The 26564-nt window shown below is 43.1% G+C and carries 20 protein-coding genes; 5 read left to right on the forward strand and 15 right to left on the reverse strand.

The annotated features are described in order from the left end of the window. The coding region (locus ACQ76X_RS26630; RefSeq protein WP_438496791.1) for a serine hydrolase domain-containing protein at positions 1-876 on the reverse strand (876 nt) is incomplete at its 3' end. Between the two features lie 131 nt (positions 877-1007). Further along, the gene (locus ACQ76X_RS26635; protein ID WP_438496792.1) at positions 1008-1817 is read right to left on the reverse strand and encodes a hypothetical protein; all 810 of its coding nucleotides are present in this window, start codon (positions 1815-1817) and stop codon (positions 1008-1010) included. Positions 1818-2018: 201 nt separating this feature from the next. On the opposite strand from ACQ76X_RS26635, the gene ACQ76X_RS26640 reads away from it, so the two are divergent. From ACQ76X_RS26640 to ACQ76X_RS26655, 4 genes are all read left to right on the forward strand, one after another. Next, positions 2019-2993: an ATP-binding cassette domain-containing protein gene (locus ACQ76X_RS26640; protein ID WP_438496794.1), complete on the forward strand. Its 975-nt coding sequence runs from the start codon at positions 2019-2021 to the stop codon at positions 2991-2993. Between the two features lies 1 nt (position 2994). Beyond that, positions 2995-3738 carry an ABC transporter permease gene (locus ACQ76X_RS26645; RefSeq protein WP_438496795.1) on the forward strand — a complete coding sequence of 248 codons (744 nt, stop codon included), beginning with the start codon at positions 2995-2997 and terminating at the stop codon, positions 3736-3738. A gap of 21 nt (positions 3739-3759) precedes the next feature. Continuing rightward, positions 3760-4593: a MerR family transcriptional regulator gene (locus ACQ76X_RS26650; RefSeq protein WP_438496796.1), complete on the forward strand. Its 834-nt coding sequence runs from the start codon at positions 3760-3762 to the stop codon at positions 4591-4593. 271 nt (positions 4594-4864) lie between these two features. After that, positions 4865-5419 carry a dihydrofolate reductase family protein gene (locus tag ACQ76X_RS26655; protein ID WP_438496798.1) on the forward strand — a complete coding sequence of 185 codons (555 nt, stop codon included), beginning with the start codon at positions 4865-4867 and terminating at the stop codon, positions 5417-5419. Between the two features lie 60 nt (positions 5420-5479). Here the strand turns inward: ACQ76X_RS26655 and ACQ76X_RS26660 are convergent, their stop codons facing one another. The 13 genes from ACQ76X_RS26660 to ACQ76X_RS26720 form a co-directional block, all read right to left on the reverse strand. After that, on the reverse strand, positions 5480-7138 hold the full coding sequence (locus ACQ76X_RS26660; RefSeq protein WP_438496867.1) for an ABC transporter ATP-binding protein: 1659 nt from the start codon (positions 7136-7138) through the stop codon (positions 5480-5482). A 62-nt stretch (positions 7139-7200) separates the two neighbouring features. Continuing rightward, the gene (locus ACQ76X_RS26665) at positions 7201-8934 is read right to left on the reverse strand and encodes an ABC transporter ATP-binding protein (protein WP_438496800.1); all 1734 of its coding nucleotides are present in this window, start codon (positions 8932-8934) and stop codon (positions 7201-7203) included. A gap of 154 nt (positions 8935-9088) precedes the next feature. Beyond that, positions 9089-10810, reverse strand: a complete 1722-nt coding sequence (locus tag ACQ76X_RS26670; protein ID WP_438496801.1) for a helix-turn-helix domain-containing protein — start codon at positions 10808-10810, stop codon at positions 9089-9091. A 30-nt stretch (positions 10811-10840) separates the two neighbouring features. After that, positions 10841-11617: an IucA/IucC family C-terminal-domain containing protein gene (locus ACQ76X_RS26675; protein WP_438496802.1), complete on the reverse strand. Its 777-nt coding sequence runs from the start codon at positions 11615-11617 to the stop codon at positions 10841-10843. Position 11618: 1 nt separating this feature from the next. Then, positions 11619-12695: an ABC transporter substrate-binding protein gene (locus ACQ76X_RS26680; protein ID WP_438496803.1), complete on the reverse strand. Its 1077-nt coding sequence runs from the start codon at positions 12693-12695 to the stop codon at positions 11619-11621. Between the two features lie 260 nt (positions 12696-12955). Beyond that, positions 12956-14116, reverse strand: a complete 1161-nt coding sequence (locus ACQ76X_RS26685) for a cobalamin-independent methionine synthase II family protein (RefSeq protein WP_438496804.1) — start codon at positions 14114-14116, stop codon at positions 12956-12958. A 121-nt stretch (positions 14117-14237) separates the two neighbouring features. Then, positions 14238-15032 carry a hypothetical protein gene (locus tag ACQ76X_RS26690; protein ID WP_438496806.1) on the reverse strand — a complete coding sequence of 265 codons (795 nt, stop codon included), beginning with the start codon at positions 15030-15032 and terminating at the stop codon, positions 14238-14240. Between the two features lie 219 nt (positions 15033-15251). Then, positions 15252-18218, reverse strand: coding sequence for a DEAD/DEAH box helicase (locus ACQ76X_RS26695; RefSeq protein WP_438496807.1), 2967 nt, complete (start codon positions 18216-18218; stop codon positions 15252-15254). A gap of 308 nt (positions 18219-18526) precedes the next feature. Further along, the gene (locus ACQ76X_RS26700) at positions 18527-20941 is read right to left on the reverse strand and encodes a DUF2357 domain-containing protein (protein WP_438496808.1); all 2415 of its coding nucleotides are present in this window, start codon (positions 20939-20941) and stop codon (positions 18527-18529) included. Next, on the reverse strand, positions 20913-23150 hold the full coding sequence (locus ACQ76X_RS26705) for an MrcB family domain-containing protein (RefSeq protein WP_438496809.1): 2238 nt from the start codon (positions 23148-23150) through the stop codon (positions 20913-20915). The genes ACQ76X_RS26700 and ACQ76X_RS26705 overlap by 29 nt, the downstream gene beginning before the upstream one ends. A gap of 512 nt (positions 23151-23662) precedes the next feature. Then, positions 23663-24685 carry a restriction endonuclease gene (locus tag ACQ76X_RS26710; protein ID WP_438496810.1) on the reverse strand — a complete coding sequence of 341 codons (1023 nt, stop codon included), beginning with the start codon at positions 24683-24685 and terminating at the stop codon, positions 23663-23665. After that, a complete protein-coding gene (locus tag ACQ76X_RS26715) occupies positions 24682-25371 on the reverse strand; it encodes a nuclease-related domain-containing protein (RefSeq protein WP_438496811.1) in 690 nt (229 codons plus the stop codon). The genes ACQ76X_RS26710 and ACQ76X_RS26715 overlap by 4 nt, the downstream gene beginning before the upstream one ends. Positions 25372-25514: 143 nt before the next feature. Beyond that, a complete protein-coding gene (locus ACQ76X_RS26720; RefSeq protein WP_438496812.1) occupies positions 25515-26012 on the reverse strand; it encodes a hypothetical protein in 498 nt (165 codons plus the stop codon). A gap of 151 nt (positions 26013-26163) precedes the next feature. On the opposite strand from ACQ76X_RS26720, the gene ACQ76X_RS26725 reads away from it, so the two are divergent. After that, positions 26164-26409 (forward strand): helix-turn-helix domain-containing protein, encoded by a 246-nt coding sequence (locus ACQ76X_RS26725; RefSeq protein WP_438496813.1) that lies wholly within the window; start codon positions 26164-26166, stop codon positions 26407-26409. The last annotated feature ends 155 nt before the right edge of the window (positions 26410-26564 follow it).

Below are 26564 nucleotides of genomic sequence, written 5' to 3' on the forward strand. Positions count from 1 at the left end.
GACCCATCCATTTAAGGGAATTTGCATATACCCGCCTCCGTAGTAAATGGGCCCCATGGAAGCCTGCAGCTTGTTATAGATTGATATCCTGTTGAGAGTTGTTTTATTAAACAGCCTTCCTCCAAAGAAAGCCTTTACAAATATCATTAATTCATAAGCAGTAGTGACACAACCGCCACTTGCACGGCTGCTAATAACAAACTTAGGACGATGAAGGAGCTGATTCATATAATAGACTTGTGGTATATCATCGTTTTCGCTATCTGGAAGATATGTATTTACAAGCCCAAGCGGTTCGAAAATATACTTTTTATATGCATTTGATAATGTTAATTGGCTTTCAGCTTCAATAATTTCACCAAGTATATCAAAGTTTATATCTGCGTAGTAAGCTTTCCCTTTGCCTCGTGGCGCAAAATGTGGGCTCAGTTTCTTAACCCAGGCGATCATCTCACTAAAGGTGATATAAAAATCCTCTTTAATAACCCGCTCTTTTACACTGTCTTTACCCTCTTCATATACATCAGGCAGTCCACTTGTCTGAAACAGCAAATCCGATATTGTTAATTCAAAAGAGTAATCCTTACCTTTGTAAACATGAAGCCCGTTTAAAGTTTCAACTTCAAAATACTTTGAAATCTTTTCGTCTAATGACAGCTTCCCCTGCTCTACCAAAATCAAAATACAAGCAGTAGTAAATAACTTTGTGATACTCGCCATAAGCAAAGGTGAATTTAATTCCTTCCCGCCATAGCCTTTACTAAATGAGAAGTCCTCGTTTGTGCTTTCTATTAATAAAATTCCCTCATTGATTTTCTTTGAGCTTGTGAATTTATTGAATACCTTTTCAAATTTCTGCATTTTAATATTCGACATAATTTACGCCCCCATTATAATCCGTCTTTCTGTATGTATGGAGTATTCCAGCTAGATTCCAACAAGAGGATGTCCTTCTTATTCTATCCAAAGAGCTAATCGCAATGAGCTAGTCGTGTCAGATGAAATATTTAAAATGGCAAGCCGAACAAGCAGAACCGGATAAAATCAACCACGCCATGCGCAATCATCGCTGAAGTCACATCCCGCTTCCACTGCAAATAGGCAAAAGGCAGCCCGAAAATAACCGTGTACAGTATGACACTAACAAGACCCGAAATCACGCCTTGGCTCATAAAGGCCTCTGGCGTATGAATCAGCACATGCGGAATGACCATCATAAACCAGCAGGTAAACCGCTGCCCCTTCGTAGTAATTCTTCCTTGCAGCAGGCTGTAGCAAAAGGCAAAAAACAAGGTTCGCATAGCGATCTCTTCAAGAACTGCCGGACTCAGCGATACGAGAAAGCGTGACAGCGAAATCTGAAAATCCAGCTCATTATTGGAGAGCATCAGTCCCACATTTACAGCACCCAAAGCCAGCCCGAAGAGCAGCCCCCATATAATACTGCCCGTCACCCCGCCCTTTCCATTCCATCTCAATAATTGAACCGGACTCTCCCGATATACTGCAAATGTACTGAATACAGCAAGTGCAGCCATCACGGTAATCAGGAAGCTGCTGATAATGGAGTAGGCACTTCCTTGAAGATAGGACAAGGATACCAGCCCACCCAAAATCAACGAGATACAAATTTGCTTGGCCGACGGCAACCGATGCCGGAAAAGCAGAACAATCGAAAGGACCAGCGACCACACATCCATTACAAGCCACATCCGCTGTGTTGCATTAATATCCGATACCACACTCATATTCAAAATAAAGATAACGACAAATACGACAAACATGATCCATATGCCTCGAAGCGATTTACCCTTCATACTAGCCCTCCCGAACCCTATGTTGTTCCTCGGCCACCATCATATCGGAATAAGCCGCAGCTTGTCTGTGAGCTTAACAACATTAAAAACCCCGAAAAAACATAAATTCCCCAAACATACACTAAAGAAAATGGACCCTTGACTTTCCTATTATAGGATAGTTTATGATCGCTTTACATAACAAGTAAGGGAGTGGAATAATTGGAAGTTATTATAGTGAAGGAACTGAGTAAGATATTTAAAAATGGAAAAAAGGCTTTAAGCAATTTCAACTTAACTGTCTCACAAGGAGAAATATTTTCTCTGCTTGGCCAAAACGGGGCGGGAAAATCTACATTGATTAACATCCTTACCACTTTCATCTTACCAACTTCCGGTGAAGTTACAATTATGGGACATAATTTAAAGAATGAAAGCCAAAACATCCGAAACTGCATCTCCTGCGTCGCTCAACATACATCCATAGACAAACACATGTCACTTAAGGAGAATTTAGAATTTCAAGGCAGACTGTTCGGTCTAGGTTCTACCGCCATACACGCTCGCAGTGAAGAACTAATACAAGCCTTCCACCTAACAGAATATTGTGATTACAATGTATCCGAATATTCAGGAGGGGTGGCAAGACGGCTCGATATTGCAATGAGTATGATATCCCATCCAAAAGTTTTATTTTTAGATGAGCCGACCGTTGGCTTGGATATAGAATCAAGACAGATTTTGTGGCAAATGATTAAGACAATCCAAGAGAAGTTTAACACGACTATATTTTTGACAACTCATTATTTGGAAGAAGCTCAATTATTAAGCAACACAATTTGCATCATGAAAGACGGGCAACCTCTAATTCAAGGCAGCATGGAAGAACTTAGACAATATTTCAGCGAGCCTGTTATTAGAGTTGAGCTTAATACCGTTGATAACATTGCTGCTATTGTAGAACGTTTGAATGCTCAGAACTTTTTCAAACATATAAGAGTCGAGGAAAAGACATTATATATTTCTGTAGATGACAGCTCTGAAGGCTTTGCTACAACAAATTTATTATTAACCGAGAATAACATTGGGTTTTGTGCCATAGAAATTCAAAATCCTTCATTATCCGATATTTTCCTGAAATTCACTAGTAAGCCCATAAGAAATGAGCTTTTAAATGATTATACGGGGAGGAAGTAAAATGAGAACCTTCAGCATTGTCTTAAGAAATGTAAAATGGCGATTCAAAAATATGGAAACTATAATTATGACACTCATACAGCCGTTAATTTGGCTGCTATTATTTACAACGATATTCCAATCGGAAACGTATGTTGGAGATAATTATACGGCTTATACGCTTCCTGGAATTCTGATTCTCGTAACACTTACATCATCCGGTATGAGCGGAATTTCAAATTACTCCTGGAAATCAGAAGGGATTTTTTATCGAATATTCATCTCTCCTGTAAAAAGAAGCTCTATTGTATTAGGACATATTTTTGATGCAGCTATTTTAACTTTTGTCGAAGTTTTTATACTCCTTATTTTTTCTTTTTTCCTGTCAGTCAAAATAGCAACTGGAATGCTCGGGTGCCTACTCATTATTTGTTTAATTTTCTTGTGCGTTTTTTTTGTAGCAAGCCTCTCCTATGCTCTTAGTATGATTTTCAAAACGGAAAATTCCTTTTTAGCCATTGTTAATACATTCATACTTCCCATCTTTTTTGTGAGTACTTCATTGATGTCTTATGAATATATCCCGGCCGCTTTTAAAATCCCAGTATCGGTAAATCCTTTCACATATGTTATAAATGGTATAAGGGATCTAATTTTACAAAACTCAATTAACTGGAACTCGATATTAGGTACTATCTTGTTATTTCTGATCTTGGGCGTTTCGGCATTTCTGCTCGCTTTACATTTATTGAAAACCAGAAATTAGACAATGTTAGGGAGGATTTCGATGCTTAGAATTAGTGACTTTTCTATTCTTTCGCAGTTAAGTACTAAGATGCTTAGGCATTATGCTGACATTGATTTACTTTCTCCGGGCTTTATTGATGAAAGTACTGGTTATCGGTATTATTATGAACACCAGCTAGCAGTAGCTAACAAAATAAACATGTTGAAAACCATGGGATTCAGTCTGCATCTAATAAAAAAGATTTTATATGAATATGATGAGGATATTCATCTGATGAAGTTTTTGAATATGCAAGCGGCACAATTGCAGGAGGAAATAAATGAGAAGCAAGATAAAATATTGTTAATAAACTCCATGATTAAACACCTAAACGCTCAGAAAGAGTCATCAAAATATACGGTAACGGCAAAGAAAATACCACAACGACGTGTCATTTATTTACGCGCACAAATCAAGCAGTATCAGGATGAAACTCTGTTATGGAAAAGACTTTCCATGATCGTTCATGGCCAGAATGTACGTCTAAGCTATCCGCATTTTAATTTAACAGTTTTTTACGAAGAGGATGTTCAAAATCAAAGGATTGATATTGAAGTCCAAAAATGCATTTCAGGGGATTATGAAAATCTGCAAGAAGCAAATATTAAAATAGAAAAAGAACAAACCGTGGCTTCATTTATCTATGAAGGAAATTATAACAAACTTAGTGAAGTGAATGAAACAGTCGCTCGATGGATATTAGATAATGATTATGAACTGAACGGCTCCCCTTTTAATATTTATCATATCTCCCCTGAAGAGGCCAACGAAGCTGCCAACTTATTAACGGAAATTTGTTTTCCTATAAAGAAAAAAACAAATATCATAGGATAATAAAGAATATTTGACTGATAATACCACAAATTAATAGTCACCTGTATGAGCATATATAGCTCGCTACAGGTGACCCATTTTCATCTATAATACTTCATTATCATCCGCCGCCCATGGATATGTAGCACTTCAGAGCTAAGTTTCTTTTCAACATGAAGAATCATTAAAATACCCTCTCGATGAATGTACCCCTTTCTTTTATTAATATGACATAAGGTGACATATTTAAGATCTATAATAGGTAGTAGATCAACGAAAGGAGTAACAAATCATGAACCGGAAAATAATTTTAGAATTAGCAGTTACTTTAGATGGTTTTATTGAAGGAAAAAACGGGGAACTTGATTGGTGCATTATGGATTCTGAGATGGAGTTTATTCATTTCTTAAATCAGATTGACACTATTTTGTATGGAAGAACAAGCTATGATTTATGGGGACAATATACTCCAGGAATTGAACAAGATGATACTGAAAAAGAAATTTGGGAATTAATTCATAGTAAAGAAAAATACGTGTTTTCGAGGACACAAAAAGGGACTGATCATAAAGCAATATTCATAAATGATAATATTCTTGAAGAAGTAAATAAATTAAAAAACACGCCTGGCAAAGACATCTGGCTATATGGTGGAGCAAGTCTTATTACAACTTTTATAAATTTAGGGCTTGTTGATGAATTTAGATTATCTGTTCACCCAGTCATTCTGGGAGAAGGAAAACCGTTGTTTATTGATATTAAACAGAGGTTGAATTTGACAATGGTTAATACAAGAAAATTCTCCTCTGGCGTTGTGCAACTAATCTATCATTTGAATGAGAACTAAACCAAAAAAATGAAGCGGACATACGCCCGCTCCATTCCTTAATCTTCTATTTCCCTTAAATCAACCTGCCATATACTGACTTTGGAAAAGCAAATCATAGGTTTCGTTTCTGTTATATAGGTTTTGATGGGTATCGAAAGCTACCACCCTGCCATCTTTTAGAACCATTACCTTGTCGCAGTCCAGAATAGTAGATAAACGATGAGCAATGGAAATCATGGTTTTCCCCGATGAAAGGCTCTTGAGTTCTGTAATGATGTCATTCTCATTTTCGTTGTCAAGAGCGCTGGTACTTTCGTCAAAAATGATGATGTCCCTGTCCTGTAAAAAAGCACGGGCAATCGATAAGCGCTGTCTCTGGCCTCCTGAAAGCTGTACACCTTTTTCTCCGATTATCGTATCCAATTTATTCTGCAAGGTTTCAATGAAGTCATAAATACTCGCTCTGCGGCAGCACTCTATCAATTCCGTATCGGTTGCGCCGGCCTTTGCCAGCAATAAGTTTTCTCTGATCGTCATATTGAAAAGAACGGGTTCCTGCACAACTATACTAACTTTTTCTGACACACTCTCGCTGTTCACCGTATAGATATCAATGCCGCCTATCTGTACAGTCCCCCCTTGCGGGTTAATCTGCCCGGTCAGCAGTTTAGCGATTGTAGACTTGCCGCTGCCGCTTTCTCCAACGATGGCCAGATGTTCGCCCTTACTCACGGAGAACGAAATACCGTCAAGAGCAAATGATTCGTTCCCCTCATAGGTAAATCTCAGATTTTCAACGTTTAGATCTGTCCCGTCAATTTTCTTATAGGGTCTCTTGCCTGCTTCTAAATTTAATATCTCGATCACTTTTCCGATATTCACTGAATCATTCTTATAATTCATCATGGAATTACTAATGCTCTCTATGTACCCGAAAAACTGCCCGTAAAAGCTGATAAAAACGAGCAGCACACCGACTTGCGAATAGCCCTTAATTACAAATAATCCGCCAATAAAGTAGATAAACAGCTGGGTAATGAAGTTTTTCGTGAAGAATGAATAGGTAATCCCCAGATGCAAATAGAGCTGGTTTAGGAACCAAATATGCCTTATTTTCTTGTAGTGTCCGTTTAATTCATCCAATTGTGCGTCTTCAAGGTTGTTGGTCTTAACATCCTTCCAGTTCTGAAAATTCGAGTGTAGGAAGGATTCATATTTAATTTGCAGTTTCCATAGTTCCTCTCCGGTTGTCTTCGTTTTACCTCCCAAAAAATTAACCGTAAATAAAGAGACCGGAACAAAAACAAAACTGAGGAGCGCAATTCGCCAGTCGTAGCATAACAAAATAACCGCCAGCGCAGCAGCGTAAACGACAGCGTAGATAAAATCCAATATATGGGTCGCAAAAAAATTCCCGGCAGCAGTAGAATCGTTCTCAATCCGGCTTCTAACGTCGCCAATGCTATATTTGCTATATACATCATTATCAAGGCTGATATACTTTTTCAGCAATTTATTCTTTATTCTCAGGTCATATTTTAGTATTAACCGGTTGGAAAACCGCTTACTGACTGCAATGCCGATTGTCGCGAACAGGAAAACAGCCAGATAACCGGTGATGACCGGCCACAGCTCGTTCATATTCTTATCTACTAAAACGCGATTAACCAAAAACGAGTACAAGAACAGAGGGATAAGCCCGAAAATTAAGTTCCACAGCTTGAAAAAGCCGAGCACAATCAACGGCTTGTTAATACCGTCTATATCCCGGGTTAATGCCTTAAATGTGTCCAATCGTTTCATACAGCTTCACCTCCTAAACACTGTTCGCTGAATAAGTCTATATACGTTTTATTGTTTCTAATCAGTACGTCGTGAGTATCAAAGCCTTTGACAACGCCATCCGCTAAAACCGCGATTTTATCACAGCTTTTAATGGTGGAAAAACGGTGGGCAATGATAATAAGCGTCCGATCTTGTGACATCTCACTCATCACGTTCCGGATAAGCGCTTCGTTCCGGCTGTCGAGGAATGCTGTGGCTTCGTCGAAGACCAGAATCTTAGGATTCTTGACTAGTATCCTTGCGATAGCCAGACGCTGCTTCTGCCCGCCGGATAATTCTTGCCCTTCAGTCCCAAGCAGTGTGTCCAGTCCGTCAGGGAATGTCAGGACAACATCATAAAGAGCGGCTTTCTTAATAGCTTCCATTAATGCGTCATCATTATCCTTGTTGCTGGTAAATGAAAGATTGTAACGCAGGGTATTATCGTAAAGGATGGTCTCCTGATGGACAATCCCCACCTGGCTCCGCAAGCTATGCAGGTTATACTCATTGACATTCATTCCGTCGATCAGAAGCTCGCCGCTGTCAACGTTATATAGATTGTAGAGCAGGTTCCCCATCGTTGTTTTACCTGCGCCGCTTTTTCCGACAATGCCAATCGTGCTTCCTGCATCCACGCGGAGATTGAATCCGTTCAGAATAGGTCTATCTTCGGTGTATCCAAAGGTGACATTGTTAAATTCAATCTTGCCCTCCTTTATTTGTTTTGGAGGATGGTTTTCTTTATAATCTTCTTCCTCTTCATTTAATATATCCACGACACGTTGTAAGGAGACGGTCTGTCCCCAGACATCGACAATTTTGCTGTTGATGGAGCTGAAGTAGTTCACGGCTATATTGAAATAGCTTATGGCGGCTACAAAAACGCCGAGCTGCATTTGGCCTTTAACGATGAAATAGGCGCAGATCACAAATATCAACAGCTGTGCGATAAGTGTGATGAACGAATTAAGCCTTTCTGTCGTCACTTCGATTCTTCCGTTTTCCACGTTCATTTTATTGATGGATGTCGTTTTTCTTAAATAAACGCTCCTTACTTTTTTACTTGCGTTAAGGATTTTTATCTCCCGCAAATTTTTCACAATCTCAAATAAATAAGAGGATAGTTTACCCTGTTCCGCTGCAATATCTTTGTTGACCTTCTGCGCTCTTGCCTTGAAATATTTCGAGGTAAAAAACACGACGGGAACCAGCACGACCGTAAAAGCCCCCAGAAATATATTGTAGTAAAACATGAAGCAGACAGCGAATAGGATATGCAGAAAGTTGGAGTATCCCCAAAGTCCGCTCCAGAAAATGAGATTCATAATATCCGCGGCGTCGTGGTTCATTCGGCTGATCATATCTCCGCTGTACATCCCGGAGAGGTCTTTCCCTTTTTTATGTAATATTTTTTTGAAAAGAGCCCGCCGTATATCAAAGACAAAACCCGTCATCAAATGCGAGGAAATGAGATTGTTTAACGTCGCAACGACGAACTGATTGAAAATGAGTATGCCGGCATAGATTAAGCACAAATTCAAAAAGGCGCTCATGTCTTTATCATAAAAAGCGATATTGATGATTTTCCCGCCCAGGAACGGATAAATCAGATTGATCATCGTCATTAATGTAGTGATTACGAACCCGCATACAAGTACCCATTTGTGCATCAGCATAAATTTAGTGACCCATTGCCTTTTTGTCATAAACTCACCGCTTTCCATATATTCACAAATGATATTGTAGCACAAACGTTCGTATGTTAGAAGCTCAAAAACACCTGCCAATGACAGGTGCTTGTGAATTAATAACAAATTTATTCAGTGGCTCCGCACTAAGCTGAGGTTCCTTGGCTGCCGCTCAGGCCAGCAGGGCGCGGGCCACCTGATCCACAATGCAATTGATGCCTGTCGGTCCATAGCAGCCGATCCATGTAGCGGCATCCACCGGATATATATGCTGCCGCCTGTCTGCATCAAGCATGCCCCAGACGCTTTGCTCTGTCACAGATATTCCCTCCTGCATCATCTCGTTGCTAAGTAAAAAGTAGTGATTAGCATGCACAGCCGGTAGTCTGTCGACTGAAATATGATAAGCCGTGTCGGAGGTGTCTGCGACAAATAGCGGAGCAGGCAGACCAAGGTCCCGGTACAGCACGGCGCCTGTGCGATGAGAGGCAGTATGTACCCGAACCACTGACTCACGCGGACGGATCAGAGCCACGCTCTTACCCGCCAGTACCGGGGCAAGTTCTTCTGACAGTAATGCCGTCCGGCGAATGTAATCCGTAATAATACGTTCCGCCTCCGCCCGCTTGCCCGTCAGTTCGCCGAACAGGCTCAGAATTCTCTGCCAGCTCTCATTACGCTTAAACATTATAGTTGGAGCAATCCGGCTTAAGCGTTCATAGTGCTGATCATGCACCTCGGTACAGATAATCAAATCCGGCTGCAGCCGTTCCACAGCCTGCAGGTCCGGGTACTCATAGGTTCCGAGCATTTCCGTTGCCTTAAGCCTGTCCCTGATATATGGGGGGAAATTTAACGCCGCACTGCCCAATCCTACACTTCCTGCCGGTAGCATCTCAAGCGCAAGCAAATGGTCAGCATATTGAATGTCGAGTACGGCGATCCGCCGCGGAGAAGCGGTAACGAAATATTCGCCTCGCATATGGCATATCACCGGTCCCTGCAGCGACTCGTACGAGCAGGCCAAGCGGTCCGGCAGCCCGGAACAAGCGGAGAGCGCACCGGTCCCGGAAGCGGCAGTGCGCCTGTAGAGCTGTGGGGAAACTCCATAATATTTCTTGAACGCTCTGCTGAAGTAATACATGTCGTGGTAGCCTGTTCTTTCAGCGATTTCGCCGATGGGAGCGTCCGTATGACGCAGCATCCGCTCTGCATTCTCCATCCGCAGCTGGATCACATATTCCATCGGTCCGAGCAGCTTCTCCTGTTTGAACCGCCGCTGCAGCTGTCTCGCGCCGCAGCCGGCAAGCGCAGCCAGCTCTTTAAGCTTCAGCTCCTGACGATAATGCCCCGCTATATAGGCAGCGACAACATCCACCATGTCCGGCTCTGCGCCGCCCCGGCCGCGTTCATGCTCCATAATAAGCTCATACAGCACTCCTTGCAGCAGCGCATTGGCATGGAAACGTTCCAGCCCCTCTCCCCGGCTCCATTTGGCTACAATCTTGTCCGCCGCCTGATGCAGCTCCGCCGGGAGCACAGGATAGTGAACAAACGAAGTGCGCAGCGGGTGATTACGCTGCGGGAACAGAACATGGGCGGCTCCCGTCATAGGAGTTGCCTTGTAAATAATAACGGTATAATGAATGTTTTCCGATCCGGCAGTCAAAGTAAAAGCTGATCCCTTGACAGCGTGACAAGCAAAAGAGGCCCGGATATGGCAAACTTCACCATTCATCACAAGCCCCCCTTCTCCGCCGCCTGCCAGCAGCAACAGATTGGCTGTCAATCCCGTTTCGCTCATAACACCGCCGGGCGGCAAAGTACCGCTGCGCACGTCAAGCGTCTTGATTGTCGTATCACTCCATAAACTTGCCTGCTCTTGCAGCGGCATTCCTCTCATCTCCTGACAATGTTTCTATTGTCATTTTAATTGAGATTCATTCTCATTGTCAATTTTCGGACACTTTACGCAATATTCTCCTGACATCCGGTAATAAAAGCAGCAGGTGATACGCTTGTTCTTCGCAACCTGAACCAGGTCATTGTTCTCTGTAAAACGGGTAAACGGATTCCGCCTTTCGCCAAACAGTTGCCCGGGGGCCATCCGGGTCAGGAACGTAAAATCTGCATGCATCCGCTGCCTTTCTTGTCTGGATTCGTCTGCTCCAGGAGAATACAGCGGAGCAATACGCACCATAATATTCTCCCAAAGCACCGCTGTAGAGACGGGGCCAATGGCGGCAAGCGTCTGCAGCAGCGGCGCAAGTCTTACCGCAAAAATCTCCTCTACGACCTCTTGCCGCCACACTTCCCTGTCTTCCGGTGGCGATACTGCCCGAAGTCCGTTCAGCGCCAGGAAAGGAAAAGGTGTATCCACTTTAAAAGCCGGGGAAGCCGGATGATAAAGGAAGCTGTTGTCCAGCGGGAAGGAGACTTCCCGATTATGAAAGGTCATAGCGGTCAGCAACGGCGCGATCCACAGATAGCCGATCCGCTTGGCCAGCATGGAAGCGGCAACCTGCATATCCGGCGCGCCGATATAATCCTTAAGCCAGCTTACATATTCGCGGCATGCAGCTTCTTCATACAACTGGCTCAGAGCAATAGTACGGACGCTGCCTTTAGGCGGCTCACCTAGCCACAGCCGGTATTCTTCCGCCATTTGCTTCCAGGAGACAGACGACAGATAGTTGTCCATTTCAATGCGATCCCAGCAGCGCTTCCGAGGCCTGATCTACGATAATGTTGAGAGCAATGGGACCATAGTAAGCGATCCAGAGCGTTGAATTCACGTTATATGCACGGTTATTCTTGACTGCATCAAGGGATTTCCAGACCGGACTGCCCGCCAGAGCCTCTGCCTCTTTGGCAAACAATTCATCCGACAGCAGGAAATAGTGATCTGCTCCGATATCAGCGACTCTCTCCATCGAAATTTCAACGGAGGTGTCATCTTTAATCTCCTGAACGAATGCAGGGACATTTAACCCCAAATCCTCATAAAGAATGCTTCCGGTCCGATGCTCGGGACCATGTACCCGAATACCTTCCGGTCTCGGGCGAATCAGCGCTACCGTTTCGTCGCCCAGCTTCGCCGACAGTTTCTCCCGCAGTCCGACGATCTTGTCCTCGTAAGCCTGACGCACTACCTCTGCCTCCGCCTGCTTGCCTGTTATCGTACCGATGGTAGCCAACGTATCCCGCCAATCCTCGTAGAAGTCGAGTACTATTGTAGGCGCAATTTTACTGACGCTGTCATACACCTGCTCCTGAAAGTCGGTCATCAATATAAGATCCGGATTCAACGCCACAATAGCCTCAAGATTGGGCTCATCGCGTGTACCGAGGACCTTCACCTCACCCAGTTGGTCGCCTAAATATTCTGGAAACTTGGCGTCCTTCCCTCCAGCCACAACGCTGCCTGCCGGGTGCTCACCAATCGCTATCAATTGATCGACAAATTTCACATCAAGCGCAGCAATCACCTTCGGCTTCTCGGTCAGCGTATATTCACCCTTCATGTGCTGGATGGTAACCGGGAAGGCTGCAGCAGACGGCGCCTCCGGCGATGTCTGAGCCTGAGTTTCTGACGCTGGAGACGGCTCGGTTGAAGCTGCAGCAGACGGCTGTGCGGCTGTGCCTGCATTGGTTCCCCCTCCAGTGCCGCAAGCCGTCAGCACAAGTACCAGTGCCAGCATCCATACCATTAATGGTCCTAGTTTTTGGGCGGCGTTTATCTTGCTGCCGGTTGCCTGCCTCTTTGTTGCTCTGTTCATGCTGACTCCCCCTTTTGTATGATAATGATTTTCATTATCATATTATATAAAGCGAGTATAATCGATCAACACACTCCGTATCCATGTACTTTTGCGACATTGCAGCCGGATTAATGCGACATTGTGCTCCATAGGAGCATGCTTCCTTTTACACAGTATCCCTTCGGGATTCCGATAATCCAATATAAAAAAGACTGCCGACAATATCTTCGACAGTCTTAAGGAAGGGGACCTGCTCCCCTCATTAACTAAGTTAAATATTAATTACCCCAATATTGCTGTGCAATCTGTTGTCCTTGTTTGATCTTCGCCCACTGTTCATCTTCCGTTAATTCATTGCCGCCATCACAGGACGCAAACCCGCATTGATGAGAAAGTAATAATCTATCCTTATCAATAATTTTCGAGGCTTCATCAAGCATTTGAACTACACGGGCCTCATCGTCAAGCGTATTGGTCTTAGAAGACAACAATCCAAGTACAATTTCCGTTTCAGGCTTATCTTTGAACACCGCAAGCGCCTCAAGGGAGCCTGCACGGTCATCATCCCATTCCAGGAAAAAGCGGTCGTATTTCAGCTGCTTCAAGAACAGATTAGCAATTTTTGCATACGATCCGCCGCCCATATTACGGGAATCATAGTTACCACGGCAGTTATGAGTCCACATTTTGAGGCCTAAGCTATGACCATAATCAATGACTGTATTGTTAATGTCAATAAATTCTGTAGCTAGAGCCTGTACTTCCTCTTGATTGATATTCTCGCCGGTATATGGAGAGTTCGGGTTATCATCTGCAAATAGCTCCCATAAGCAATCGTCGAATTGAAGAATTTGTCCTCCAGCAGCAGCAAAATCCGCAACAAATTCCTTATAAGCCTTAACCAGACCGTCTTTAAGCTCATGTCTGTCCTTATAAACCGCTTCTGTGCCGCCAATGTTATCCGACCACGATAACTCACCAAAAATATGGGATGGAGAAGGTATGCACAGCTTGGTTTCACGGTCGCCCGCAAGGGCTTGAAGTTTCTTAAATACATCAATAAAATGATGGTTCTTTCCACCTAATTCACCTGTGATGCGCAAACCAATATCTTTTCTAGTCTCATATTTTGAAGCCCCATCTGTATCTCTGAAAAAATATCCATGATCCGCTATATAGCGGCTAATGCTTTGGAAGCCCCAGACAAAATCCAAATGCCACATGGATTTAGAATGTTCTCCATCCGTAAGAATGGACAACCCATTATTAATTTCTTTATCAACTACAGCCTGAATCGCCTCAGCTTCACACTGCTCATACCCTTGGAAATCTTGGTAAAAGGGATAACTGATATCATCCCGATGCTCAATCTGATGTTTATATTCTAATAAATTCGACGGACGCAACAGGCTGCCTACGATTTGAAATCTATTGCACATGTAAAATCCTCCTCTATATAACCACATGTCTTTCTCTAATGGTTAGATTCTAGCATGGAGGAATATGATCTACATAACACTTAAAAGTAATATCTGGTTATAGTTAAAAGGTATAATGCATTTACAAAAATGCACCGAAATAAAACTCCAGCGCTTCCTGAGAATAGCCGTCATTCCCCTGCCATTCCGCTACAGAGTTATAATCATGACTCCCGCCTCTGCGCTTTCGGGGTGTATCACGCGGTACCAACAATCCGGCATATCCCCATATCTCCATCATCACATCCCGTTCATTCTTGCTGGAAGGAATCACTTCCTTCCAACGCTTCTCCAGCATCCGTGCACTCTCATGGTCCGCACAATCCTGAACCGCTTCGAGCATTCTGGAGAGTATGGCAGCATCCTCGGCGGTACTCTCGAAACCTTCTTCTTTACTGAATAATTCAAGATCCAGCCAGCAGTATAGAAGTGTATTCAGACGAATACCTCCCCATTTGACCCGTTCGAAATTCAGAACATTCAAATCATAATTTACATATTCCAGGTCTGACATTAATCTGTGAAAATCACAATCCCCGCAGCTGCTGTAATTGGGCCGGACTGAACTCCGCTGCTCATAGGTATGCACAGGTAGACCGGAAGTCAGGGCCCAGCTTGAAAGGGCACTCCGCCAATAGACTTTTTTCGTCGATAAGCTGTGCATGAACACGGCAGCTACCCGCTCTTTGGTGATCCTCTGATGCAGTTCATGCAAACGTAAGACAATCTCGTCATGGGTAATGGTTAAAGGATCGAACATTACCCCTTTGCTTTTGGCATAGTCGAAATTCTCGCCGGAAAAGGCATCCGGACTACTCTTCCAACCGGCTGAAGTCCAGAAGGTATCCAGCAATATTTTTTCCGCTTGTTTATCCATGTAATCACTTCCTTGGAATGAGTTGATGCTAGCTTCTCCCCTTCAGAAGCCAAGATCATATAATTATTCAATATTCAAATACACACTTTCTTTAAGAAAATTCTTTAATTCAGGATTTACTTTCATAATTATTTCGTCAATATACTCTTGAATAAATGGAGTACCTTCCGTCAAATGCATATACAAGCTCAAGACAACCAAATATATTAACATAAATTCTCAGCTCTTTATTCCCAAAGAATTCACTGATCCTTGCACAACCGACTTAAGCAGTCCGCTAGCGCTACTTTGGTTATTTTTCAAGCAGCGAGTATCCCCAAATACAAAGAAATGATCTTTGGCCCGCGATACAGCTACGTTCATGAGGCTCTTATTTGCATCAATAAAATAGCACCCATCATTCACACCATATACTGTTGAAAGTATGATAATATTCCGTTCGGCTCCTTGAAATGTATGTACAGTGCCCACACTTATTTTTTTCCATATTTGAGGCATTTTTTTCTTTAATGCTGCTCTTATATATCCTACTTGAGATTTAAACGGCGTTATTATCCCAACCAGATTATTCTCCGCATCTTCCGGGTATGCACTACGGATGACATCAAAATGTTGATGCAGCCATTCAGCGATTTCAGCTGCCTCCGTATGGTTATACCTACTGGCTCCTTGTTTCTTTGATCTATCCGTTTCGATTTGATGAAACCCCATTTGCGGCCAAGCTTGCAGACGATGATCCTTACGGTTACCTCCCTTTCCTCTCATAGGAATGAGGTTTCCTCTATACACCAGTTTATTGCAATAATCTATTATTTCATCATAACAACGTCGATGTTCGGACAGAAACAAACCCTTCTCATCATATTTTTCATATTTACAGCTTTTTGAGGCAACCTTCATTACACTTGATCCGAAGCTGGTCAAACCAAGCTCTTCTAAATTACTGTATCCGTCAACGGATTGGATTAAACCGCTAGTCAAAGCCAATGTATTATCCAACGACTTGTTAATACTCCATACAGGCTCAATCTGATAAACATCCCCAACGACAACCGCTTTCTTTGCGAGTGCGAATGCGCCAGCTGCAATTTCCGGTGATACTTGTCCAGCTTCATCTACAATTAACAAATCAATAAAGTTATAGAGGAATATATTCTTCTGACCTGTATATGCCAAGAATTGCTTGGGAAGCGTGTGGAATGTCATTACTAAGCAAGGAGTAATCATGGAGAGTCTGTTATAAAATTTAATAAGTACATTATCATAATTTCTGCCTTTTTGCTTTTCACTTAGTTCATCTTCGCCGCTTGCCCACCTGCATTCGAAGTAATGAACCGCTAACCAAAACTCACGGTAACGAATTTTCTTATCGATCAGTTCATTGATTGTATCCATAGAAATCTTATATATATCAGATTCGTGATCATGAAGAATGACCCCGTGCTCTCTCAGTATTTTCAATTCATCATCATACCTCTTGATCCAGTCCTCAATGAATAGTGCATCTTTTTTTAAGGTCACGGATGAACTGCGGAGTTCAGCAATTTGCAGACTGTATATTTCCTTGATTTCTTCAATGCTCATATATTCATTAAGAAACGTAAGCTCATCCGTGGAAATAAACAGCCTGAACTCCGTTTGAATTCTTTTGAGATTTTTCTTAATCATTCTTGAAAAAAGTCTAACCAAGTAAGGTACTTTGCTATATTTCGCTTCCCACCCAGAAACTCTATCTTGATATCTATGAATTTGCTCTTCGAAACCATTTATCTTTTCCTTGAGCTTATCCAACTGCAGATTGATGGGGATATCAGGATTATGGAATTGTTTAGACTCCTCACATAGTACAAGTAGCTTCCTTTTGCTTTCCTCAAAGAACAACAGCTCTTGGTGAAGAGCAATGCGGCAATCCTCCACCGTATTAAAAACTTTATTGAACAGTCTCCCGCAGTGTTCTATTATTTTGGTTTTCGAAGCGTTGATATTCGTTTCCGTCTCGATATCAGATAAAAAGTATTCGCCTTTATTATTGGTAAATTGATAGCCTTGTGTCGCCGCCTCATTCACTTTCGCTCCAGAAGGGAAATAAGTAGCAAAGCTATGAACACCTTCTATCCAACGTTCTTCAAGGCTCGAAGCAGCAAGTATTTTTTTTATATTGCCAAAGGAGGCAATAATGTTCGTAACAGCTTGATTATTAGTTGATGTTGCTACCATCAGAGGTGGCTTTTCTTCTAAAATTGCTCTTTTCACATATGTATCAGCAACAATAGATTGTAATAGCGTGGTTTTCCCAGTTCCCGGGGGCCCGTTGACAGCCAGCACTTCACCGTTATTCATATGATTATAATGATTAATGGCTTCTCTCTGAGAAGGAGATAGCGGGTGCTCTCCGCCCATTTGTCCAGCATGAAGCTGCATATTGGAGATTGAATGAGGGATTAAGGGCTCCGAGATCGCTTCTGATGTTGAAGTAAAGGTATCATATAGGGGCTTAGCCTGTGGATCTTCAAGTAAGTGATTATACAGCCTCATAATATTGAATGTAGAATTAACTGTGTTATCAATAAAAAGATACATATTCTTTTCCAGTTCAATCTGAGTATGCTCTTCTTCATTAGTAATGCTGCTATCTTCAAATTCACTGCTCGTTATCTTTTCATAAAACTCTTTAACAAATGAGAGATAATCGGCCCATGTTCTAATCAACTGTACTTGATCAACATGGTCGCTTATATAAGAATCAACATCACTTGCACTACCAATAGCTAATTTAGGTTCTATCATCGGTTGCAAGTACTCTCTGGGGAACCATGGCAGCTTTTTATTGTCCGAGTCAAATGAAAGGTAACCGTTATCGTTCAATTTAGCAGGTACAAAAAACAGTCCAGTCAATTCGTCAATATCTTCTTGTATTTTGGCGTTTGCTTCATATATTGTCTTTACTGTCTTCATACAAACGATGACGTTTATAGACCTTTTTTTAAGCTTGTGGCCCTCATTATTGGAATCTTTATTAGCTTCAACAAAGACCTTCTCGCACACCCCACTATAAATTCTTCCCTCCAACAATTGAGAAGGCTCAATAAGAAAGAAGGTATCGTTTTTAAAATCCAAGCCAGTATTCGCCTGGGCTGCGACAGCACTTCTGAAATACTTTGTAACACTTTCCGCTTCTCTGCTCATATCAGACTCCTGAAATAGGTATTTGATCTCCATCATAAAAAGCTATATTACAGTCACTCAGTAATCTGGCACAACAACCAGTACCTGATTCAATTCGATTCAGGCAAAATTCGGCAGGAGATAAACCGAATTCTGTGGATATGGCTACTCCCTAAGAGCTCTGCCATTAAGTATACATAGAATAGGAATATTTGTAATAGATCTCACTAAATCTCCATCGTTGTACGCCAACAAAAACAGCGATACAGATAACCTTCTGTGCCGCTGCTATTTCTATACTGCTTACTATTTCGCATCGCTCACTTCCCTTATATATTCCGAACCTCCACAACCTTCCCTAGATCCACATACTGCTCATGATCCAGCTTCACCTTCACTCTGCCCTTGCGGCGCTTCTCCCGCCACTCGCGCAGTGCTTCCTCCGTTTCCAGACGGAGCTCGGCAATCTCCAAGGCCCGGTCCAGGATGTACTTACTCGTATAGAGCACCGTATAGATCCCTTGTCCTCCAAGTGCGATAGGAGCAGCCAACCGCTTCCACTCCTCAACCGTAAATCGCACATACAGATCTTCCTCTGTACCCGGGCGGCAAGGGATTTCCTTGATCTCCTTACGTCGCAGCACCTTCCAATCTTCCACTTTGCCGACCCAGTGAATGCCCGTTTTTGCAGGATCATGAAATTTCTTTCTGGATTGGCACATCGCCACATATTCGAGCTGGGTGAGTATCTTTACATCTGAAAGGTTTTCTAATGGCATATGATAAAAAGATTTCTGCAACGCCACCTCCACCTGCCCGGGTCCGCGAACAGAACCGACAAGCACATTTTTGCCCGCAAGCTGATTGGCATAGTATTCTCTCGTCCCCCGTGGACGTGTGGAGCGTTCGTAAGCTTTTTCCGGACTATCCTGAATAATCTCATCTAAGAATTGCTCCACCAAGCTTGTAGAATTCGGTAGGAACGGTAACGCGCCGATATTCAATAGCTCAATGCTTTTGTAAAAGTGGTGGGCTTTGTACCGCTCCTCATCCGGATAGGGAAACAACACATACGCCCCAAACATGCTTCGCTCATATTCCCCTGAGCCTTTTTCCTGATACACAATCGCGTCCCGATAGCGGTGCATCGTATTAATGTCATCCTCTTCAGGCCCCGGCTGTCCATACGTCCGATGATAGGAAGTCCCCTCGTAAGCAGGGTTTAAGCGATACTTGGCATCGAAGACATACTTGTACTCTTTGATTGTGCCCGCATCCTTCTTCTTCAGGGTTAGCACATTATCCGGGCGCTGATTAAGCGTTGGGGTCTTGTCCGTTCCAGGAATCGCATTATAATACAGGATGAACTGCTCGCCATTGATTGGATTCTCATAGACCATCTTGGCGCTCTGCGAGCGATCCAGCGTAACAAAGATACCGTTCCGATTCACCTTAATAATATCCTGCTTCACCAGCTTATACTTCTGCCCCAGAAGCTGATTCAGCTTCAAGAAGCACCAATACTCATAGAGCTGAGCAACATCCTTCATAGATAAGCGGAGCAGATCACCTTGGATAGACAGGCCTTTAAGCAGCATCAGATAACAGCGATAGACTTCGCGGTATCCAGGGGCCATCTGCAGCACAAGCGTAACGGACATCTGCTTCAGCACTCCAGCCTCACGCAAGAAATCCATTTTGAGCACCCGCTCTAGCTGCGTGAGCATGGCATCTAACCTTTTGATAAGTAATGGATCTGGGGTTCGGCTGTTCATCTTCCAGCGACCCTTGAGCTCTTTCAGCTTCCCATGAATACGTTCCAGCATCCAGCGGATGAACCGATTCTCATTAGTATCATAGGCGAGGCGTTTACGTGTCTCTATTAAATGTGTAGCTGTATAATTCCGGCTGCCGATGGTTAAGAATCCATGGTTCGTATCTTCTCTCAATCGTTCGGGATGCTTCGCGAGCTCGCGGATATTCTCTCTTCCTGCTTTTTTGACCCGATTGGCATCCACGAGTCGGCGATCCTGGAGCAGCGCGTAATTAGGATTCTTGTTAATCCGCTCGACGGCATCCAAGAGCTGTCTAAAGACATGCTGTAGTATGGTGAAGAACTCCGTCAGGCTCTGATGCTGCGTCTCCCGCAGGCCTGTTAGCTGGTAGGTTCGGCGCAAAAAATCAAATGCCAAATTATAAATCTGCGCGTTTACTTCATTCAAAATATTCTGGTAATCCAGCTTGTAATCCATCTTGGAGGGGAAAATCTCCATTTCTACCCGCAGTAAAGTCTGTCCCGCGCTTCGGACCTCCCACTCCGTCAAACCAACCTCATTCCCAAAGTTCAGAACACCCGCAAGAATAGAGTCCCCTAGAGGCTTAACCGCCTGCCGCAGCAGCACATTCTCATGATAAAAAGAAAGGCTATCCGCGCACTTGTTCTGGATAACCAGTTCATACGATTGTGTCTCATAAAAACAAGGAAATACCGACTCATTCGGCTGCCACTCCACCATCCCGCCCAGCTCAGGTGAGAAGACTTTGATCTGCACATTACCCAGCCGTTCAGAGCAATCTAGCCCAAGCTGTGCACTCACCCACTCCTGACTAGAAGAACGATGAAGCTGCAATGTCTCTACCGTAGGATGATAAGGCCGTCCTTGAAGAAAAAGCGTAAAAAGCTCCGTTTCTACACGGAGCAACTCGGCCGCCCCATTAAGAGAGCCAGAATGAGGTAAATCCATCTTCCTCCAGCCTCCTGAGCATAAAAGCCAATTTACGAGCACTTTGCGGATGTTTGGCCGTAGGCGGAGTTTGGCCAGCAGCCCATTTCATATAGAGTGGAGTAGCATCCTCTTTGAGTTCTTCAATATTTACCGTCACGCCAGCACCACTACCAATAGCACCCTTAATCAAGTTCAGCAGGACTCGTCGAACCGAGGAGTGGCTCCCTTGGATGCGCGGCAGTATCTTTTGCAGCAGCTGCCAGTCAAAAGCTTCTTCCTCACTCATCAGCTTGTACCGATCGTTATAAATCATATAGAAGCAAATCGCATCCCGCACCCGAAAGCCCACATGAGCATGAATATCCTCAAGCAAGGCATTGATCTTAACCAATCTTTCTGTCGTCCGGACAACGAGCTCTTTATTGACATCATAGGCATCAACTAGCTGCAAATAATCGGAGCGCAGAAATAGATGATTCAGTTCGGCAGCATCAGGGCTATCACTAGCCTCTATCTGCTCACCCAAATCCGGATACTGCTCTAGATTGATGTAATTGAACTCTAGCGTGTTGGCACGGTCGAGTACTTTTTTGCTAAAAGGATGTGTGGTCTCGTCCATGTTCACCGTCCCGATCAAGAACACATTCTCCGGGATGCCAAGGCCACCATATGTCTCTTGATCCTCAAGCGTATCCAGCAAGGTAGGCGAGATAAGGTCCTGCGTAGTGATTCTTCCCTCCCGCCACTCCTGTGTTTCCAGCACACTTAACAGATCACTGAAATAATGCTCGACCCGGGCCAAATTCATCTCATCCAGGCAGATAAAATAAGGCTTATGCTGATTCTCCAGCTTCCGCGCATCCACGAACACCTTCGTAATCGGACCCGGCTGGAACCTGCCCGAGAGGTCCTTGTACCCCAGCAGATCCGCAGGATCACTCCAATCCGGCCGGACTGGGATCAAGGTAAACTGACCATTATCCCTCGTTGCTCCAAGGGCCTCTGCAAAGAGCTTCACTAGCTTAGTCTTCCCCGTGCCAGATATGCCCGCCAAGATGACAAAAGGCTTGGCTTTTAACGAGAGGTAGAAGTTCTCGATGAGGTGCTCAGGGAAAAAGAAGCCTTGGCTGCGGATGTGGGATTGGATTTGGTGGAGGATACCTGTTACTTGCTCGTCCTTCAGAGGCTCCGCTTCTTGTGGCAATATTTCCACTTCCTCGTCATTGGCTTCATTACCTGTAGTTGTCACAGTGTCCACATATAGACGATAATCTTCTATAACATTTTCCAGATCTCGAATCAGTTGTTCATCGTTCGGAACGCTTCCTCTTTCGTACTTAATGTAAGCAACAGTCGATACCTGATAATCTTGACCAAGTCCGCTATTCATGAGACGAATATTCTCATCCTTATTCATATGGGTAAGAGAAAGGAGCTCTCGAATCTCATGTGTTTGGTTTCGTAGATAAGCATAGCCTTCTCTACGTCCCTTCTCTTGAATAGGTACCGTCACTCCTTGGTTAAACGTAAGATAGACAGCACTCATATCCTCAGCAAACAGATACACTACATATTCCCCATGCTGAGTCGTTTCTGTGATCCGTTTATCCAGGATTGCTAGCCAAGGAACGGTTGCCCAATTTCCTTGTCCAACGGAACCTTGAACCTTGTATTGCTCATCTATGAAAGGTAATGCTTTGAGCTCGGAAGGAAGTGTCTGACGAAACAATGTACCAAGTGCATGACCCGCGAAAGGTTCCTTTTTGGCAGATGTATACTCCGCCATAATCTTCTCCAGATAACCTTGCAAAGAGAAATGCTGCAAAGCGGCGTTATAAGACCCAAGTTCGTCATAGGCCAGACTCTCTAATTGCGAAAGCTCCTCTTCCCCTAGCTGGCTTCGAAGCTGGCTATGAAAACCTATCGTGTTATCTTCCGAATTCACAAATAAAATATGCGAAAGGGCATTAACAGGACTGTTAACGATATCTTTCAGCTGACTTTTTGGAGCATCCCTCCATAGCTCCCGCCCTGGTGGCTTATCTACCCGGTTTCCTCTTTCTTGTTCAGCAATGAAATAGTTAAGAAACCGATCCTTCACTCGATCGAACGACACGCGCTCCTGTTTGGTTACTCTCAGTTCTTCAATTAAGGATAAGATTAGGATCATCTTATAGGATTTTTGTTTACGCTTGAATATCTGTGTGATTATTTCCGGTAATGGCATGTTGTCCTCCAAGATTGTTAACGATTTTTAGTAGTCGATGTAATTTTCTCTATATGAAGCTTGCGGATCGCTGGGTCTTTAATATTAGCTTGGCTCAGTTGGTCATATATAGATTCAACCTGTACTTGAGAAAATAACGGTTCTGGGTTTTCTGCCGGAGATATTACAAAATCATCGATCTGGGCGTACCCTGTCTGCGACTTGGGATTAGGGAGCAGCAGATCACTTCCAGTTGGATATTAATTTTATGTTCACCTAGCTTACCAATTCTTGTGGAGGCCACTTTCGGCTTTGAAGTTTGTACCTGCTGCAAAGCCTGTGGATCTACTAGATTTACAATATGTATGGTTATTCGACAATATGGGAAGGATTACCTTCCAAAAAACACACAAGAAAAAAGACTGTCGCATGAACAGCCCCAATATAAAATTAACGTATGCCTTGAATTACGTCTTAATCAGAGAAAGGCCTTGCTTTCCTCTTAAGAACGTCTATAAAGAAAACATTCAAACTTATAACGGCCAATATATTTTTCTTAACGGTATTAATGTCCGTGTCTCCGAATCAAATTGATCATAGTATTGCGTTACTAATTCCGCGAGCAGATCCAAGTCTATTAACGATAAAGGAATATTAGATCTTTCCGCTTCATATTTCGCTTCCTTGGTGAATCCACCAGTAGACACATAAATCCCCCGATCTCCTACTCTTAATCCTCCAGTAAAACTACGTATTTGATTAGATCCCATACTGCCTGAACGGTGCTTTACTTCCACTATAATCCTGGGTTCTTCAAGCCCTAGACCATCTGGGGATGCAAAAATATCTCTTCCTCGATCTGGTCCTTTGGGTGATATTCGCGTCTTGTAGCCCATTCCTCTTAGGATGCCCGCAACAAATTCTTGCATTTGCTCCCAGTCTAACTTAGCAATCTTATCCTTTATAAATTCATTAGACTTCTCAATGACGTCTTCCTTGATCAGCGCTAATTCTTCAGCTTCTTCCTCTGTCTCAGCTTGCACAGACTCTATGGGTTGACTTGGTTGATTACCTTCTGTCTGTCCGGTTACCATTTGCTTGAGCAATTCCTTCTGAACATCATTCGGGATAGATATAATAGTCATTATGGAACCGAGAGTATTCCGGGCGCTTGCCGTCAAAACATCTCTGGATACAGTTCCCTCCCAATCTATTCTGCGAATATGGGGCTTATCCGTAATATAATCAGGCTTATATTCATATTTTGAATTGATTCTTCCTATGTAATAGAGGCGCTCTTCAGGATTATACGTGATTACCTGATCATCTATTTTAAATTCACTTACAAAACGAAAAATCTGGCCAGCAGTAATATTAATCTTACCCTCTTTATATCCAGGATACCTTACCTTCAACAGCCTCTTCATCTCTTGTAGTGTATTTACCACACCGATATCTCCCAAATGAGCCCAACCTATCGCCACAGCTTGCTTTTCTTTAAATTCATTAATAAGATATGCCTTTTCCCCCGCTCGAACAAGCCACATACTTTTCATAGTAGACCTCCCTTTATTTTTTGTACATGAAGCTTACGAATCTCGGAATCGGTGATATTAGCCTGAACCAAATGATCGTATATCGTTTGGGCCTGCTCCGCAGAAATAAGAGGTTCAGGTGTTCCCGTTTTCAAGCTGATCAGCTTTCTAGAGATAAATTCACTTAGTTCCACATCATAGACAACCAGTTCATCCGAATGGATTTTCCGAAGCTCAGAATCAATACTGAACCGACATCTCATCGTGAATGAAACCATAGAGATGAATTTCACTGCGGCTACACCTTTTATCAGACTCTCGATGGCCTTTATATGTCCATAGTTTTGCTTCAGCGGATTATACATTTTGAAACGATTGCTGACTGTCCATTGTTGGTCCGTTCGTCCACCTTTAATTTCTCCATTGTAGTTTTTCGTCTCAATTACAAATAAGCAATACGGAGAAATAACAACATGATCAATCTGGGCGTAACCAGTTCTAGATTTCGGATTAGGGAGCAATAGATCGTTTAGCGCTTTACACTCCTTAGGGAGTTGATCGAGTTGGATGTTGATTTTATGTTCGCCTATCTCTCCAATTCGGATGGGAGCCACCTTCGGCTTAGCTTTTGGAGCATGTGCCTTATGTACAGCCTGTGAAGGCTTAGAATCTGATTTTCGGAAGAGTGCCCTTAGTGCTTCAAACATAACCCAACCCCATATCCTCTGGATTTACAATATGTATGGTAATTCGACAATATGGGAGGGATTCCCTTCCATTAATGAGCATAAGAAAAGGACTGTCGCGTGAACAGCCCAAACATGAGTCAGCTTATGTTTTTTATCGTATCTTATTCTGACAGAACAGAAGGAGCAGTAAAGGCATGTGCAAGCTGCATTCCATCCTTCAGTCCTTGTAGATATAGACGTTCATTAAGAACGGCCTGCTTCAATTGAAGTTTATTCTCCCAATCCTCAAATTGCGGCATACGTTCAATATCTATGGAGTCGAACAACGCCTGAAACGCCTCGTTCTCTTCTTCAAAAGCTTGTCTAGGCTCCGACTGATACTCTATTTGTGCAGTCACTTCATTCAATCGTCCCTGAATCGTCTGTATAAACCATGCCGGAAAACTCACCGCATCTCCCCCAGGACAGAAGTTTAAAAGCAAATTCTCTGAATATACGTTTTTCTCTTGATACATTCGATTAATAAGTTCATCCACTCTACGACTCTGAGCTTGAATTGTCTCATTGGTGCTTAACGGAATTCCTTGCTCCAGTAATTGCTGGCCGAGTTCATTCAGCTTGCGCTTCTCCTCCTCATACTTGTGCATTAGATTGTGCATTGCATCCTCACCTTTCTGGCAAAGCTATAGTTGTAGACGATGTATAAAAATTTTAATGCGTTTATCGGTTTATTTTATTTTAATTCGATATCCGCATTAAAACAACTCTTGCCTCGCATACAATTCAGTTAAATTGTGAGGTGACACGGAAATGAGACATCGAAAAGAACCCCCAGGTGACAAAAACATCATCGGGACCCGAATAGTAGCAATTCGAAAAGCCAAGAAAATGAAGCAGAAGGATTTTCTTGCCCGGTTACAGACCTTTGGATTGGACATTAGCCCGACCAGTTTATCACGATTGGAAGGTCAATATAGACTTGTGCAGGATTATGAGGTGGTGGCAATTGCGAAGGCGTTGGAAGTTTCGGTTGTGGAGTTGTTGGGGGATGGATGAAGAAGGATATTGCAAATTTCTCAATTAATGATATCTAATCTAAAGTGAATAGCATCTCACATATTTTTAACTTTTAATTTTATTCTATCTGTATACGTTTTTTGCTTGTTGAAGCTTTTCTTCAGCAAGACAATATCAATTCGGTAAAATTCCTT

The sequence above is a fragment of the Paenibacillus sp. IHBB 3054 genome, assembly GCF_051594305.1.
Classification (GTDB): domain Bacteria; phylum Bacillota; class Bacilli; order Paenibacillales; family Paenibacillaceae; genus Paenibacillus_AQ.